Origin of the sequence: Lentzea terrae (assembly GCF_003265345.1) — a bacterium.
Classification (GTDB): Bacteria; Actinomycetota; Actinomycetes; order Mycobacteriales; family Pseudonocardiaceae; genus Lentzea; species Lentzea terrae.
In genome coordinates, this window is sequence record NZ_QFWW01000026.1 from 518257 (window position 1) to 533575 (window position 15319).

The 15319-nt window shown below is 68.8% G+C and carries 15 protein-coding genes; 11 read left to right on the forward strand and 4 right to left on the reverse strand.

Features of this window, described 5'->3' with window-relative positions; all coding sequences use genetic code 11:
- Nucleotides 1–4: 4 nt before the first annotated feature.
- Nucleotides 5–1636, reverse strand: a complete 1632-nt coding sequence (locus DI276_RS34145) for a DEAD/DEAH box helicase (RefSeq protein ID WP_232837099.1) — start codon at nt 1634–1636, stop codon at nt 5–7.
- 170 nt (nt 1637–1806) lie between these two features.
- On the opposite strand from DI276_RS34145, the gene DI276_RS34150 reads away from it, so the two are divergent.
- Together DI276_RS34150 and DI276_RS34155 are read left to right on the forward strand one after the other, a co-directional pair.
- Nucleotides 1807–2451, forward strand: coding sequence for a ferritin-like fold-containing protein (locus DI276_RS34150; RefSeq protein WP_112271073.1), 645 nt, complete (start codon nt 1807–1809; stop codon nt 2449–2451).
- A 43-nt stretch (nt 2452–2494) separates the two neighbouring features.
- Nucleotides 2495–2719 (forward strand): DUF3107 domain-containing protein, encoded by a 225-nt coding sequence (locus DI276_RS34155; RefSeq protein WP_030474076.1) that lies wholly within the window; start codon nt 2495–2497, stop codon nt 2717–2719.
- A gap of 47 nt (nt 2720–2766) precedes the next feature.
- Here DI276_RS34155 and DI276_RS34160 read toward each other — a convergent pair whose 3' ends face one another.
- A complete protein-coding gene (locus DI276_RS34160) occupies nt 2767–3075 on the reverse strand; it encodes a DUF4873 domain-containing protein (RefSeq protein ID WP_112271075.1) in 309 nt (102 codons plus the stop codon).
- Nucleotides 3075–3758 carry a TetR/AcrR family transcriptional regulator gene (locus tag DI276_RS34165; protein WP_112271077.1) on the reverse strand — a complete coding sequence of 228 codons (684 nt, stop codon included), beginning with the start codon at nt 3756–3758 and terminating at the stop codon, nt 3075–3077. Before DI276_RS34165 ends, DI276_RS34160 begins: the two co-directional genes overlap by 1 nt.
- 61 nt (nt 3759–3819) lie before the next feature.
- Between DI276_RS34165 and DI276_RS34170 the strand changes: the two genes are divergently transcribed.
- Together DI276_RS34170 and DI276_RS34175 are read left to right on the forward strand one after the other, a co-directional pair.
- Nucleotides 3820–4707, forward strand: coding sequence for an AurF N-oxygenase family protein (locus tag DI276_RS34170; RefSeq protein ID WP_112271080.1), 888 nt, complete (start codon nt 3820–3822; stop codon nt 4705–4707).
- Nucleotides 4680–5468: an alpha/beta fold hydrolase gene (locus DI276_RS34175; protein ID WP_112271082.1), complete on the forward strand. Its 789-nt coding sequence runs from the start codon at nt 4680–4682 to the stop codon at nt 5466–5468. The genes DI276_RS34170 and DI276_RS34175 overlap by 28 nt, the downstream gene beginning before the upstream one ends.
- Nucleotides 5469–5506: 38 nt before the next feature.
- Here DI276_RS34175 and DI276_RS34180 read toward each other — a convergent pair whose 3' ends face one another.
- Nucleotides 5507–6136, reverse strand: a complete 630-nt coding sequence (locus DI276_RS34180; RefSeq protein ID WP_112271084.1) for a TetR/AcrR family transcriptional regulator — start codon at nt 6134–6136, stop codon at nt 5507–5509.
- Between the two features lie 127 nt (nt 6137–6263).
- Here DI276_RS34180 and DI276_RS34185 point away from each other — a divergent pair, with 127 nt between their 5' ends.
- The 7 genes from DI276_RS34185 to DI276_RS34215 all read left to right on the forward strand — a co-directional run bounded on the left by DI276_RS34185 (nt 6264) and on the right by DI276_RS34215 (nt 15287).
- Nucleotides 6264–7217, forward strand: coding sequence for an alpha/beta fold hydrolase (locus tag DI276_RS34185; RefSeq protein WP_232837100.1), 954 nt, complete (start codon nt 6264–6266; stop codon nt 7215–7217).
- 40 nt (nt 7218–7257) lie between these two features.
- Entirely contained in the window at nt 7258–8247 is a 990-nt protein-coding gene (locus DI276_RS34190) for a DUF3152 domain-containing protein (protein ID WP_232837101.1), read from the forward strand.
- An 83-nt stretch (nt 8248–8330) separates the two neighbouring features.
- Nucleotides 8331–9503 (forward strand): adenylyltransferase/sulfurtransferase MoeZ, encoded by a 1173-nt coding sequence (gene moeZ, locus DI276_RS34195; RefSeq protein ID WP_112271497.1) that lies wholly within the window; start codon nt 8331–8333, stop codon nt 9501–9503.
- 133 nt (nt 9504–9636) lie between these two features.
- Nucleotides 9637–10434, forward strand: coding sequence for a TIGR02569 family protein (locus DI276_RS34200; protein ID WP_112271088.1), 798 nt, complete (start codon nt 9637–9639; stop codon nt 10432–10434).
- 105 nt (nt 10435–10539) lie between these two features.
- Entirely contained in the window at nt 10540–12459 is a 1920-nt protein-coding gene (locus DI276_RS34205; RefSeq protein ID WP_112271090.1) for a molybdopterin oxidoreductase family protein, read from the forward strand.
- Nucleotides 12456–13883: an FAD-dependent oxidoreductase gene (locus tag DI276_RS34210; RefSeq protein ID WP_112271092.1), complete on the forward strand. Its 1428-nt coding sequence runs from the start codon at nt 12456–12458 to the stop codon at nt 13881–13883. Before DI276_RS34205 ends, DI276_RS34210 begins: the two co-directional genes overlap by 4 nt.
- Nucleotides 13884–13982: 99 nt before the next feature.
- Complete coding sequence (locus DI276_RS34215) at nt 13983–15287, forward strand: MFS transporter (protein WP_112271094.1); 1305 nt, start codon at nt 13983–13985, stop codon at nt 15285–15287.
- Nucleotides 15288–15319: the final 32 nt, after the last annotated feature.

The following is a 15319-nucleotide window of genomic DNA, read 5'->3' on the forward strand; positions in this document are numbered from 1 at the left end:
GTGATCAGTCTGCCGAAGGAGCGGCCTGTTCGGCAGAGGAACGTCGACGCCGGCGCCTGCGGGGCTTGTCGGAAGCAGGCTTGTCAGCTGCTTCCGGAGCAGGCGCCTCCGCCTGCTGGCCCTCGACCGGCACGCCGGAGCGGCTGCGCGTGCGGCTTCGGGTCCGCTTCGGCCTGGTCTCCTCGGTCGCCTCCGGAGCAGCCTGCTCGGCGCCACCACGGGTGGAGCCGCTGCGACGACGGCGCTTGCGCTTGCCGTTGTCGAGCTTCTCCTCCTCCTCGGCGTCCAGACCGGCACGGGTGCGGTGGCTGAGCGGCAGCCTGCCCGTGGAGCCGGACGGGATGCCCAGGTCCTCGAACAGGTGGTCGGACGTGGAGTAGGTCTCCATCGGCTCCGGCTGGCCCAGGTCGAGCAGCTCGTTGACCGACTTCCAGCGCGCCTCTTCGTCCCAGTCGACGAACGTGACGGCGACACCCTCGCGTCCGGCCCGGCCCGTGCGGCCGATGCGGTGCACGTAGGTCTTCTCGTCCTCGGGGCACTGGTAGTTGATGACGTGCGTCACGTCGTCGATGTCGATACCGCGCGCCGCGACGTCCGTGGCGACCAGCACGTCGACCTTGCCGCTGCGGAACGCCCGCAGCGCCTTCTCCCGTGCGCCCTGACCCAGGTCGCCGTGCACGGCGGCCGCGGCGAACCCGCGCTCGGTCAGGTCGTCGGCGATCTTCTGCGCGGTTCGCTTGGTGCGCGCGAAGATCATCGACAGGCCGCGGTCACGGGCCTGCAGCACGCGGGCCAGCATCTCCGGCTTGTCCATCGAGTGCGCCCGGTAGACGAACTGCTTGGTGCGCTCGTGCGTCTGGCCGGCGTCGTTCTCCTCGGCACGGATGTGCGTCGGCTGGTTCAGGAACGTGCGGGCCAGCGTGATGATCGGGCCCGGCATGGTCGCGCTGAACAGCATCGTCTGCCGCTGGTCGGGGACCATGTTCAGGATGCGCTCGATGTCGGGCAGGAAGCCCAGGTCGAGCATCTCGTCGGCCTCGTCCAGCACCAGTGCGCGGACCTTGCCGAGCACGAGGTGGCGCTGTTCGGCCAGGTCGAGCAGGCGGCCGGGCGTGCCGATGACGACGTCGACGCCCTTGCGCAGCTGCGCGATCTGCCGCTCGTACGGGATGCCGCCGTAGATGGCGACGACCTTCACACCGAGGTGCTTCGACGCGTCGGTGAGGTCGTGCGCGACCTGGAGACACAGCTCACGGGTGGGAACGACCACAAGAGCCTGCGGGGTGCCGTCGCCGGGCGTGTCGAGGCGGTGCAGCAGCGGCACGCCGAAGCCGAGGGTCTTGCCGGTGCCGGTGCGCGCCTGACCGATCAGGTCGTCGCCGGACAATGCGATGGGGAGCGTCAGCTCCTGGATGGCGAACGTGCGGACGATGCCGGCCTCGCCGAGCGCCTTGACGATCTCGTCACGCACTCCCAGCTCGGCGAACGTCGGGGCGGTGTTGGCCACCGGAGCGTCTGCCAGCAGCGGGTGCGACGGGTCTTCTTCGGGAACTCCCGCCTCGCTGTGCTCCAGCGCGATCGGGTCCAGATGTGTTTCTACGTCAGCGGTCAGGATGATCAGCCTCTCTCGTACCAAGCGCGTACGAGCCCTGGCCGGGCCTCTCGACCGCGCTTGAAGAATCAGCTGCGGGAAAGGTGTACGCGCACCATTTCGTGCGCCTCACGGCGGTTCGTCACACTCGTCACGCCGGGCGTCTCGGGCCATTCTACCTGGCGAGACCCCGTTGACCACTAGAGTTCGTTTTCATGGGTGTTGCGGAGGGTGTTGTCGATCTTCTCGGAGCGCTCGCATATGGCGAGCTCTCGGCCTTCGACCGGATGACGGAGGACTCGCGCACGGCGCCGACATTGGCCGGGCGCGCCGCGCTGGCGCAGATGGCCGCCGCGGAGATCGGTCACTTCACGCTGTTGCAGAAGTTCCTGGCCGCCGAGGGCATCGCCGTCGAGGACGCGATGGCGCCGTTCGTGAAGGGCTTCGACGCCTTCCACGAGTCGACCAGTCCCAAGTCGTGGCTCGAGTCACTGGTGAAGGCGTACGTGGGCGACGGCCTGGCCGCGGACTTCTACCGCGAGGTCGGTTCGTGGCTCGACGACGAGCCGACGCGCGAGCTGGTGCTCGCCGTGCTCGCGGACACGGGTCACTCGGCGTTCGCTGAGCGCGAAGTCCTGGCCGCCGTGGAGTCGGATCCGCGCGTCCGCGACCGGCTCGCGCTGTGGGGCCGCCGGCTGCTCGGCGAGGCGTTGACGCAGGCCCAGTACGTGGTGGCGGAGCGGGACGGCCTCTCGGAGCTCATCGTGCGGGGGTCTGGCGACCTCGCCGGGATCGGTCAGCTGTTCCGCCGGCTCCAGCAGTCGCACGCGCGGCGCATGACGCAGCTGGGTCTTGGCTAGGTAGGCTCGGTCCTGGATTTTCTCTTTGAGCACGGAGGTCAGCGTGGAGGTCAGGATCGGCGTCGCGGACAGCCCGCGGGAACTCGTCGTGACCAGTGAGCTCAACCCGTCGGATGTTGAGGCTCTGGTGGCGGACGCGGTGTCCGGCAAGTCCAGCGTGCTGTCGCTGGTGGACGCCAAGGGTGCGCGGTTCGTCGTGCCCGCTGGCCGCGTCGCGTACGTGGAGATCGGCCCGCAGGACTCGCGCAAGGTCGGTTTCGGCGCCTGAAGTTCTTGAAAAAAGCCCCGGTCAGAGGTTCTGACCGGGGCTTTTTGCTAGTGCTCTGCTGGTTCTTCGATCTTGTACGGCGGGGTCGAGATGCCGCCGACCCGGTAGCGGCCCCACGGGTCGGGGTCGGTCAGCGTGCCCTCGGCCTGGTCGGTCGGGGTGCGCAGGAGGGCGGTGCGGGCACCGGCCTCCACGCGGGCGGTGATGTCGTCGTTCTGCTTGATCCGGCCGTACCAGTGGTAGCGGCCGTCGATCGGCTGGAAGTAGCCGCGCAGCTCGACCTCGACCTGCACCTCGTCCGATCCGAAGACGAGGGTCGCCGAACCCGTGTAGCCCTCTTCGTCGTGCTCGCTCATCAGTCCACCAATCGGAGTGGGGTGAGTGGCTTTGCCGGGTCTGCCTGGACGCCGGCCGAGCGCAACAGCCCGTCGACGGCGTGCCAGATGATCGTGGCGAGGTAGTCGCTGAGGTTCGCGCGGGACATGGTCTGCCGTTCGAGCCACCAGTCGCCCGCGTTCTGCACCATGCCGACGAGCGCGTGCGCCCACGGTTCGGCGCCGCCGGAGTCCATGTCGAACGCGCGCAGGTAGTCGCCGAGGATGCGGGCGAGTGCCGAGGCGATGAGGTTCTTGTCCTCCGCCACGACGTCCTTCTCGACCGGACGGTCCACAAAGGACCCCTTCACCACGAACCGGTAGAGGTTCGGGTTCTCCTCGATCACCGAGAGGTACGCGTCGACGATCCGTTCGATGCGGGCGCGGATCGGGCCGTCGGCGGCCAGTGCGGGACCCATCCGGTCCATCAGCAGCTCGGTGGCCCTCTGGCCCACCGCCAGGTACAGGTCGGACTTGTCGGTGAAGTGCCGGTAGAGCACCGGCTTGCTGACGCCCGCCTCCGCGGCGACGTCCTCCATCCCGACGTCCGGGCCCTTCTTGGCCACCGCGGCGATCGTGGCCTCCACGAACTCCGCCCTGCGCTGCTCGCGATGCCCCTTCCAGCGTTCGCGTCGCGCGTCCGGCCCCTTGACAGTGCGTGCCATGTGACGCACGCTACCAGAAGTAACCGTTACCTCAAGTAACACTTACCGGGGAGGGCAACCGATGAGGGTGGCCGATCGGGAGAAGACGGCGGAGAGGCTGCTGAAGTCGTCCGCGGAGAAGTTCTACGACCCCGAGGTGGACATCGACTGGTCCGCACCTCTGGTCGAGGGTCTCTTCTACATCCCTGAACAGCGCATTTCGCTCTACGGCACGCCCTTGTACGACTCGCTGACCCCTCAGCAGCGCATCGAGCTGTCCAAGCACGAGCTGGCGTCGATCGCGTCCGTCGGCCTGTGGTTCGAGCTGCTGCTCATGCAGATGCTGGTGAAGGTCGTCTACAACACCGACCCGACCTCCCGGCACGCCCAGTACGCGCTGACCGAGGTGGCCGACGAGTGCCGGCACTCGACGATGTTCGCGCGCCTGGTCGAACGCATCGGCTGCCCGCCGTACGGACCCACGAAGCACACCCACCGGCTGGGCAAGCTGCTGCCGACGATCGGTTACGGGCCCGCGATGTACGGCTCGATCCTGGTCGCCGAGGAGATCCTCGACCGGCTGCAGCGCGAGGCGATGAACGACGAGACCATCCAGCCGATCGTGCGGATGGTGAACCGCATCCACGTGCTGGAGGAGGCGCGGCACGTGCGGTTCGCCCGCGAGGAGCTCCTGCGCGGGATGTCGGAACTGAAGCGCTACGAGCTGCCCTACCAGAAGTGGTTGGTCGGGTACGTGTCGATGATGATCACGCGCACGATCATCAACCCCGCCGTGTACGCGGCCGTAGGGCTGGACGTCCGCGAGGCTCGTCGGCAGGCGCTGGCCAACCCGCGGTTCCAGGAGACCATCCGCTGGTCGGGGGAACGGATCATGTCGTTCCTGGACGAGGCCGGACTAGTCGGAAGGCCGGGGATGCGCTCATGGCGTCGCTCGTTCTTGATCGGCTGAACGTCGTCACGTCGGAGTCTTCGCCCTCTGACGTGACCGCGGTTCTGCTGCACGGCTGGACGATGGACCTCACGACGTGGGACCGCGTGGCGTCGGCGCTGCCTGGCCGGGTGGTCCGCTACGACGTGCGCGGCCACGGCAACTCGGCTTGCGACGGGCGTCCACCAACGCTGTCCGAGCTGGCCGACGACCTGGCTGCGGTGCTGGAGGAGTTCGTGCCCTCCGGACGGATCGTGCTGGCCGGCCACTCGCTGGGCGGCATGACGATCATGGCGCTGGCCGAGCAGCGCCCCGAGTTGTTCTCGCGCGTCACGGGGGTGGCCCTGGTGGCCACGTCGTGCGGGGACCTGCCCGGGCTGAGCGGTGTGGAGCGGCTCGCCGGGCGCTGGCTGGTCAAGCGGCCGAAGGTCGGGTTCGGCCGCTTGATCACGCCCGGCCTGCGCGTCACGTTCGGCCGGCGCCCGCGGTGGGCTGACGTGCGTGCGGCGGCGGCGATGGCGGGCAACACGACCGGGACCGCGTTCGTGGGTGTGCGGGAGGAGCTGACCCGGCATCAACGGCGGGAGGCGCTGGCGGTGCTGGCGAACATCCCCACCGTGGTCATGGCCGGTTCGTGGGACGTGCTGACGCCGATGCGGCACGCACGGGCCATCGCGGACGCGTTGCCCAGCGCGGAGTTCCTGATCTACCCGAAGGCGGGGCACATGCTGCCGCTGGAACGGTCCGAGGACGTGGCATGGCGAATAGCCGCGCTGATGTAGCGAAAAGGGCCCGCGCTCGCGGGCCCTTTTCGTGGAGGTCAGTGCTGGAGCGGGAAACCGCCACCGATACCGCGCCACGCCAGGTTGGAGATCAGCGCGACGGCGTCCTCCTTGGGCACGCGGCGGTTGTCGGCCAGCCACGAACGCGCCGTGACCTGCGACAAGCCAACAAGCCCGACGGCCAGCAGGCGCGCACGTTCGGGATCCAGACCGGCGTCGGCCGTGATCGTCTCGGTGATCGCGTCCACGGAGTCGGTCGTCGCGCGCTCGACGGCCTCCTGCACGGCAGGCTCGGAGCGCAGGTCGGACTCGAACACCATGCGGAACGCCTGGCCCTCGCCGTCCACGAAGTCGTAGAAGGCGGCCACGGCGGCACGCACGCGCAGCTTGTTGTCCGTCGTCGAGCCGATGGCGGTGCGGACGCGGCCGACCAGTTCGTCCACATGGGACTCGAGCAGGGCCATGTACAGCTCGAGCTTGCCGGGGAAGTGCTGGTACAGCACCGGCTTGGACACGCCCGCGCGCTCGGCGATCTCGTCCATCGCCGCGGCGTGGTAGCCGTTGGCGACGAACACGTCCTGCGCCGCTGCCAGCAGTTGCGCGCGGCGGGCGGTGCGCGGCAGTCGAACGCCCCTGCCTGCGGGTGCGCTCTGCGCCGTCTCCGTCATGGTGCCTCCAGCACAAGTCATCCTGCCGTCGGAGAGGGGTTGCCTGACCGAGGCGTGGACGCAACCTTACTCGCTAGTAGCCCACATCCGGGAACCACTTGCGTCTTCTTTCCCGCATCCTGGTCTGGTGAGCACGCTGATCCCCGCCCCGCTGTCCACGGTCGCACTACCGCCGCTGGACAAGTCGCAGACGCCGTGGCCAGGTGAGTTCCACCAGGTCGACGACCACCAGGTGCACGTCAGGGTCACACCGGGAGACGGGCCGCCCGCCGTCTACGTCCACGGGCTCGGCGGGTCCGCGACCAACTGGACGGATCTTTCGGCCCAGCTCAGGGAACATGTCAGCGGGTACTCCGTCGACCTGCCGGGGTTCGGGCGGTCGGAGCCGATTCCCGGCTACGACTTCAGCCTCGCCACGCACGCCCGGACGGTGATCAAGTACATCGAGACGTTCGGTGAGCCGGTGCACCTGTTCGGCAACTCGATGGGTGGCGCGATCTCCCTCATCGTGGCTGCGACCAGGCCTGATCTCGTGAGAACGCTCACATTGGTGAGCCCGGCCGTCCCCGACCTGAGGCCACGCCTGGACCGCATGTCCGACCCGCGGATGGCGCTGGCGTTGCTGCCGATCATCGGGTCCAAGGTGCGCCGCGAGCTCGCCAAGCTGACCGCGCACGACCGCACCAGGCAGATGCTCGACCTGTGCTTCGCCGACCCGAGCGTGGTGCCCGACCACCGCATCGAGGAGTCGATCAAGGAGAACGAGGAGCGCGCCCGGCAGGAGTGGGCCGGTCAAGCGCTCAACCGCAGCACGTTCGGGTTGATGCAGAGCTGGCTGCTGCCGGGCCCGAAGTCGCTCTGGCGGATCCTTCCGCTGGTCAAGGCGCCCACGCTGGTTCTGTGGGGGGAGAACGACCGGCTCGTCAGCGTCCGGAAGGGACCACGAACGGCGCGCCTGCTGCCCAAAGGGCGACTGCTGGTGCTTCCGCGCACCGGCCACGTAGCCCAGATGGAACGGCCGGCCACCGTTGCGAGGGCCGTGCTGGGCATGTGGGAGGCGGTCGACCGACACACATGGTGATGAACGACGGCCATCCGGGGGATGTGGGACCCTGGGCGACGTGAATCGCGCCCCCGAGCGAGGACGTCCTGCTCCGCCCTCTGACCGCTACCGCCGCGGCGAGCGCCGGACCAGCGCGGAACCGCTCGCGGCCGCATGGGAACCAGACGGTACGGCGCAGCACAGACGTCCGCGCAAGCGCGGGGTGAAGAAGCTCGTCGCCAACTACGGCTGGCGCATCTACGCGATTCCGGTGCTGATCGTGCTGACGGCGCTCGTGGTGCTCGACACCGTGCAGCCGAAGTCGCCCGCGGCCGGTGGCAGTGCGGGCGATCCGTCCAACGTGACCACCACCACACCGGAAGCGCCCGCGACCGAGTTGCAGGCGCAGAAGCCGAAGCTCGACGTCCCCACGGCGGAGCTGCCGGCCGGACCGGCGTTCTCCGAGGACGGCGTCGGCACGTTCAAGGCGGTGCCCGGCAGCGGCCCTCGGGTCGGCGAGGCGAACGCGGCGAAGTTCCGCAAGTACGCGATCGCCATCGAGGACGGCGTGAAGCCCGTCGACTACAACGACGACGCGGCGGCGTTCGGGCGCACGATCGACGGGATCCTGTCCGACCCGCGCAGCTGGATCGGCACGAAGCAGGTCGCGTTGCAGCGCGTCGAGGCGAACCAGAACCCGGACTTCACGGTCGTCCTGGCGAGCACGAAGACGACGCACACGGTCTGCGGCAAGGAGATCCCGTTCGAGACCTCCTGCTGGGACTTCCCCAGCAAGCGGGTGATCATCAACGTCGCCCGCTGGGTGCGCGGCGCGATGGTCTACAAGCCCGACGTCACCGCGTACCGGACGTACGTGATCAACCACGAGGTCGGCCACGCGCTCGGCAACAACCACGCGGCCTGCCCGGAGAACGGCGCACCGGCCCCCGTGATGATGCAGCAGACGTTCGGTGTCGCGAACAACTTCGTCTCGCAGCTCAACGCCGGTCTGGACGTGGTGCCCGCCGACGGCAAGGTCTGCACGCCGAACCCGTTTCCCGCTGGCTGAGACGGCTTTCCAACGAGGAAGAGTCGAGGCAAGGTTGACGTTGTCTCGGGTACAGAGGCATGCAGTTCGTCGAGGAGGAGCAAATGGCGCTTCCGCCGCTCGTTGAGCCAGCCGCGGAGCTGACCAAGGAAGAAGTCGCGCGGTACAGCCGGCACCTGATCATCCCGGACGTCGGGGTGGACGGGCAGAAACGGCTGAAGAACGCGAAGGTCCTCGTCGTCGGCGCGGGCGGCCTGGGCAGCCCGGCACTGCTGTACCTGGCCGCGGCCGGGGTCGGCACGCTCGGCGTCGTCGACTTCGACGTCGTGGACGAGTCGAACCTGCAGCGTCAGGTCATTCACGGCCAGTCCGACGTCGGCCGTCCCAAGGCCGAGTCCGCCCGTGACTCCGTCGCCGAGATCAACCCGTTCGTCAAGGTCGTGCTGCACCAGACGCATCTCAACTCCGAGAACGCGCTGGACATCTTCCGCGACTACGACCTGATCCTCGACGGCACCGACAACTTCGCCACGCGGTACCTGGTGAACGACGCCGCGGTGCTGCTGGGCAAGCCGTACGTCTGGGGCTCGATCTTCCGGTTCGAGGGCCAGGTCAGCGTCTTCTGGGAGGACGCGCCGAACGGCCAGGGCCTGAACTACCGCGACCTCTACCCGGAGCCGCCGCCTCCCGGCATGGTCCCGTCGTGCGCCGAGGGCGGCGTGCTGGGCGTGCTGTGCGCGTCCATCGGGTCGATCATGGTCACCGAGGCGATCAAGCTGCTCACCGGCATCGGTGACCCGCTGCTGGGCCGCCTGATGGTCTACGACGCCCTGGAGATGTCGTACCGGACCATCAAGATCCGCAAGGACCCGGAGTCGCCGAAGATCACCGAGCTGATCGACTACGAGGCGTTCTGCGGTGTCGTGTCCACGGACGCGCAGCAGGCGGCCGCCGGCAACACGATCACGCCGCTCGAGCTCAAGCACAAGCAGGAGTCCGGCGAGGACTTCCTGCTGGTGGACGTTCGCGAGCCGCACGAGTACGAGATCGTGAAGATCCCCGGCTCGGTGCTGATCCCGAAGGACAAGATCCTGTCCGGCGAGGCGTTCTCGGAGCTGCCGCAGGACAAGCCGCTGGTGCTGCACTGCAAGTCCGGTGCGCGGTCGGCGGAGGCGCTGGCGGCGCTGCACAAGGCGGGCTTCCGGGACGCCGTGCACGTCGGTGGCGGTGTGCTGGCCTGGGCGCGGGAAGTCGACCCGTCCCTGCCGACGTACTAGAGGTGGTGAGTGCTTTCGGGTGCTTCGGTGCCCGAAAGCACTCATCAACCGCTGGGCTGTTCGGGTGGTGGCGTGAATCACCGCGTGTCGCGTTCCGCCAACCGGGTGGTCCGAGCAGGTAGCGTGCCCGATCGTGACCCGGTCCCCCGAACCGCCCCCAGCGCACGTGCGTGCGGCGTTCGGGGCCCGTGACGCCGAGCCAGAGCTCATCGACGGCGGCCCGGCGTGGCGCTGCGGCGACGCCACTATCCGCCCTGCGCCCAAGCCGGCGGAGGCCACCTGGATCGCCAAGACCCTCGACGGCCTGGACGTGCCGAACCTGCGCATCGGCAGACCGTTGAGATCCACCGACGGCCGCTACGTCGTCGGCGGCTGGTCGGCCACCAAGTTCCTCGCCGGTCGGGCCGAGGCACGCCACGACGAGGTCATCGCCGTGGCCCAGCGCCTGCACCAGGCCACGGCCGAGCTGCCCAAGCCCCGCTTCCTCGACGTGCGCACGGACGTGTTCGCCGTCGCCGACCGCAAGGCGTGGGGCGAGGACGACGTGCCGCTCGACGCGGACCTCGGCGGCAGGCTGTTCGACCTGCTCAAGGACACGCAGAAGCCGCTCAACCTGAGGTCTCAGGTCGTGCACGGCGACCTGTTCGGCAACGTGCTGTTCGCCGGCAACGCGCCGCCCGCCGTCATCGACTTCACCGCGTACTGGCGCCCCGCCGAGTGGGCCGCCGCCGTGATCGCGGTGGACGCCGTCGCGTGGGGTGGCGCGGACCCCGGCCTGTTCAAGCGCTGGAGCCACCTGAGCGAGTGGACGCAGGTGCTGGTGCGCGCGACCCTCTTCCGGTTGGCAGTGCATGCTTTGCACCCGTTGTCAACGTCACAGTCCTTTGCGGGCTTGGAAAGAGCTGCTCACCACGTGACAGCACTGCTCTGAGCTGACAACTTTCCACGTTCGAAACATTGCGGAGCTTCGGGTTAACAGGCGCTTCTTAGCGTCAGCGGCGTGACCCATTGCCCCTACTGCGCGCTGCAGTGCTCCATGAGCGTCATCGACGGCCAGGTAGCCCCTGGCCCCGGTGGGCTGTGCCAGAAGGGCTGGACGGCGGGGGAGCTGCTGCGCCATCCAGGCCGCCTCACCACGCCGTTGCTGCACGGTGAGCCCGTCTCGTGGGACGAGGCGCTGGACTTCGTCGCGTCCCGGATCAAGGAGTTCGAGCCCGACGAGGTCGCCGTGTTCGGCGGCGGTGGGCTGACCAACGAGAAGGCGTACCTGCTCGGCAAGTTCGCGCGGGTAGCCCTGAAGACTTCGCAGATCGACTACAACGGCCGGTTCTGCATGTCCTCCGCGGCCGCGGCGGGCAACAAGGCGTTCGGGCTGGACCGCGGGCTGCCGTTCCCGCTTTCGGATCTGCGTTCCGCCGACACGGTGCTGCTGGCCGGCTCGAACCCGGCCGAGACCATGCCGCCGTTCCTGCGCCACCTGGAGGGCGCGCGGCTGATCGTCATCGACCCGCGCCGCACGCCGACGGCCGAGCGCGCGACGTTGCACCTGCAGCCCGCGCCGGGCACGGACCTGGCGCTGGCGCTGGGGTTGCTGCACACGGCCGTGATCGAGGGCGTGATCGACAAGGAGTTCATCTCCTCGCGCACCTCCGGCTTCGACGACGCGTGGCGGATCGCGGCGCAGTGGTGGCCCGAGCACACCGAACGCGTCACCGGCGTCTCCGCCGCTGACCAGCGCGCTGCGGTGCACATGCTGGCCGGGCGGTCGTACATCCTGACCGGCCGCGGCACCGAGCAGCACGCGTCCGGCACCGACAACGTCTCGGCGTGGATCAACCTGGCGCTGGCGCTGGGCCTGCCCGGCCGAGTCGGCTCCGGCTACGGCTGTCTGACGGGCCAGGGCAACGGTCAGGGTGGCCGTGAGCACGGCCAGAAGGCCGACCAGCTGCCCGGTTACCGCAAGCTCGACGACCCCGTGGCGCGCAAGCACATCATGGAGGTCTGGGGCGTCGACTGGCTGCCTGGCGTTGGCCGCAGCGCGTACGAGCTGCTGAACGCCGACGACCTCAAGGCGATGCTGGTGTTCGGCAGCAACCCGGTGGTGTCGGCGCCGCGCGCGTCCGGCGTCGCGGAGCGTTTGAAGGCACTGGACCTGTTGGTCGTGGCGGACTTCGTGATGTCCGAGACCGCTGCGATGGCCGACGTCGTGTTCCCGGTCACGCAGTGGGCCGAGGAAGACGGCACGATGACCAACCTCGAAGGCCGGATCATCAGGCGCCGCAAGGCACTCGACCCACCGGCCGGCGTGCGCAGCGACCTGCACCTCATCCACGGCCTGGCCGCGCGCCTCGGTTGCGCGGAGAAGTTCCTGACCGAGCCGAAGGAAGTGTTCGAGGAGCTGCGCAGGGCGTCGGCCGGCGGCCCGTCCGACTACTCGGGCGTGACCTACGAGCGGCTGGACGAAGAGCAGCTGCACTGGCCGGTGCCGTCCGTCGATCATCCAGGCACACCAAGGCTATTCCTCGACCGGTTCGCGCACGCCGACGGCCTGGCGCGGTTCATCCCGGTCGACCACCGCGGCCCGGCAGAACCGCCGGACGAGGAGTTCCCGTTGCAGGCCACCACTGGGCGGGTCCTGCAGCACTACCAGTCGGGTGCGCAGACGCGGCGGATCGGCGAACTGGTGAAGGCAGTTCCCGAGATGTACGTGGAAGTGCACCCGGACACGGCCGCACGGGCTGGGCTCACGCCGAACGAGCCCGCGCACGTCGTGTCCAGGAGGGGCCGAGTGACCGCGATGGTGCGGTGCGTGCCGAGCATGCGCGTCGACGCGGTGTTCCTGCCGTTCCACTTCCCCGGTGACGGGCGGGCGAACCTGCTCACCAACCCCGCGCTCGATCCCACGAGCCGGATGCCCGAGTTCAAGGTCTGCGCGGTGCGATTGGAGCGGGCATGAGGCGAATCGTGATCGTTGGCTACGGCATGGCGGGCGCTCGGTTGGCGGACGAGCTGCGTCGTCGTGACCAGGACATCTCCATCACCATCATCGGCGCCGAGCCGCACGCCGCGTACAACCGCGTGCTGCTCTCGACGGTGGTCGCCGGGACCATGACACCGGAGTCGACGCGGCTGCACGACGAGAAGTGGGCCGCCGAGCACAACATCGACCTGCGGCTGGGCCAGGACGTTCAGGCGATCGATCGGGCGAGTCGAACCGTCACGGTCTCCGACGAGCCCATTCCGTACGACGCACTGGTGCTCGCGACCGGCAGCACCCCCTGGGTTCCACCGGCGGAAGGTCTCCTCGAAGACGGCAAGCTCGCGGCCGGCGTCGTGGCTTTCCGGACGCTCGACGACTGCGCCGAGATCGAGGCCAAGGCCCACAAGGGCGCACCCGTCGTCGTCCTGGGCGGCGGCCTCCTCGGCATCGAGGCTGCGCGCGGCCTGGCCGGACGCGGCTGCCTCGTCACCGTCGTCCACCCGGTCGGCCACCTGATGGAACGCCAGCTCGACCCCGGTGCGGGCGGCGTTCTCGCCCGGACGTTGGGCCAGCTCGGCATCGAGTTCAAGTTGAACGCACTGGCCGCCAAGTACCTCCCCGGCGACGGCCTGATCCTCGACGACGGCACCCACGTGCCCGCCGAGCTCGTCGTGGTCTCCGCAGGTGTCCGCGCCGAGACGTCGCTGGCGGTCGAGGCAGGCCTGGAGGTCGACCGCGGCATCGTCGTGGACGACACCCTGCGCACCAGCGACCCGCGCATCCACGCGATCGGCGACTGCGCCCAGCACCCCGGCACGGTGTCGGGCCTGGTGCAGCCGGCCTGGGACCAGGCCGCGGTGCTCGCCGACCGGCTGACCGGCGCCAACCCGGCGTCCCGGTACCGCGGCACGTCCGTGGTGACGCGGTTGAAGGCACGTGACGTGGATCTCGCGGCGCTCGGCGACGTGCACACCGACGTGGACTGCCCCGACTCCGAAGTCCTGTGCTTCCAGGAACCTTCGCGCGGCCGGTACGCGAAGCTCGTGCTCCGCGACGACCGGGTGACGGGCGCGATCGTGCTGGGCGCACCGGATGCGGCCGCGACGATCACCCAGCTCTACGACCGCGGCATCCCCGCGCCGACCGACCGGCTCGCGTTGCTGCTGGGCCGTGCGTTGCCTGCGGAAGCGGCCAGCCCGGCGGATCTGCCGTCCAGTGCGGTGATCTGCCGGTGCAACACCGTTTCCAAGGGACAGATCGTGTCGGCCTGGCGTGCGGGCGCGGAGACGGTGCCCGAAATCGCCCAGGCCACCCGCGCGACCACCGGTTGTGGTGGGTGCAAGGACGCTGTGTGCGGGCTCGTTGACTGGCTGTCGGCCTCACAACCGCAGATCGCGTGATGTGCGGCGGAGTTGCCTCCGCCGTCATCCGCCAGAACCCCTTGGTAATGCGCGGTTCTTAGCTTTTTCGGCAACCGCCGACCCCTGTGGAGGACATACATGAGCCGCTGGATCGAGCACTGGGAGCCGGAGAAGCCCGAGTTCTGGGAGAGCAAGGGCAAGCGGATCGCCCGCAAGAACCTCGTGTTCTCCATCCTCGCGGAGAACCTCGGGTTCAGCGTCTGGGTGCTGATGAGCATCGTCGTCGTGAGCCTGGGCTCCGTCGGCTTCAACTTCAGCGTCGGCCAGCAGTTCTGGCTGCTGATCGTGCCGAACCTGGTCGGTGCGGCCCTTCGGGTGCCCTACACGTTCGCGGTGCCGAAGTTCGGTGGCCGGGTGTGGACGACGATCAGCGCAGGGTTGCTGCTGATCCCGTGCGCGATGCTCACCTACGCCGTGACGACGCCGGGCACGCCGTACTGGTTCTTCCTGCTCACCTCGGCCGCGATGGGCCTCGGCGGTGGCAACTTCTCGTCGTCGATGGCGAACATCTCGTTCTTCTACCCGGAGGGCAAGAAGGGCCTGGCGCTCGGGCTGAACGCGGCCGGCGGCAACCTCGGTGTCGCGATCACGCAGCTCCTCGTGCCGATCGTCATCACCATCGGCACCGGCATCCACCTCGCCTACGCCGCGCTGATCTGGATGCCGTTCATCCTGATCGCCACCGCCTGTGCGTGGTTCTTCATGGACAGCCTCACCCAGGCCAAGCCGGACGGGCAGTCCTACAAGCTGGCCATGTCCAACAAGCACACCTGGGTGATGTCGTTCCTGTACATCGGCACGTTCGGGTCGTTCATCGGGTTCTCGTTCGCGTTCCCGTCGCTGATCAAGATCAGCTTTGTGGACTACAAGGGCTGGGTGGCGCTGGCCTTCCTCGGCGCGCTGATCGGCTCGATCGCCCGTCCGGCCGGCGGGTGGCTGGCTGACCGGATCGGCGGCGCGAAGGTGACGCTCTGGACGTTCGTCGGGCTTGGATTGGGCACGATCGGCGTCATGACCAGCGTGGACATGAAGAGCTTCCCGCTGTTCTTCACCTCGTTCATCGCGCTGTTCATCCTGGCGGGCGTGGGCAACGGCTCGACCTACCGGATGATCCCAGCGATCTTCAAGACGCAGTCGGACGACGACAAGTCGGCCAAGCGGCAGGCCGCCGCGGTGGTCGGTATCGCGGGTGCGATCGGCGCGGCCGGTGGCGTGCTGGTGAACCTCGTCTTCAAGTTCTCGCTGGAGGGCAGCAAGACGCTCACGCCCGCGCTGACCGCGATCCTCGTCTTCTACGGGCTGTGCCTGGTCACGACGTGGTGGTTCTACCTGCGGCGCACCGTGTTCGCGGAGCGTCCTTCGCTCGCCTACGCGGGCGTGTGACGCACATCGCGCTGACCTGCGGAGAGAGTTTC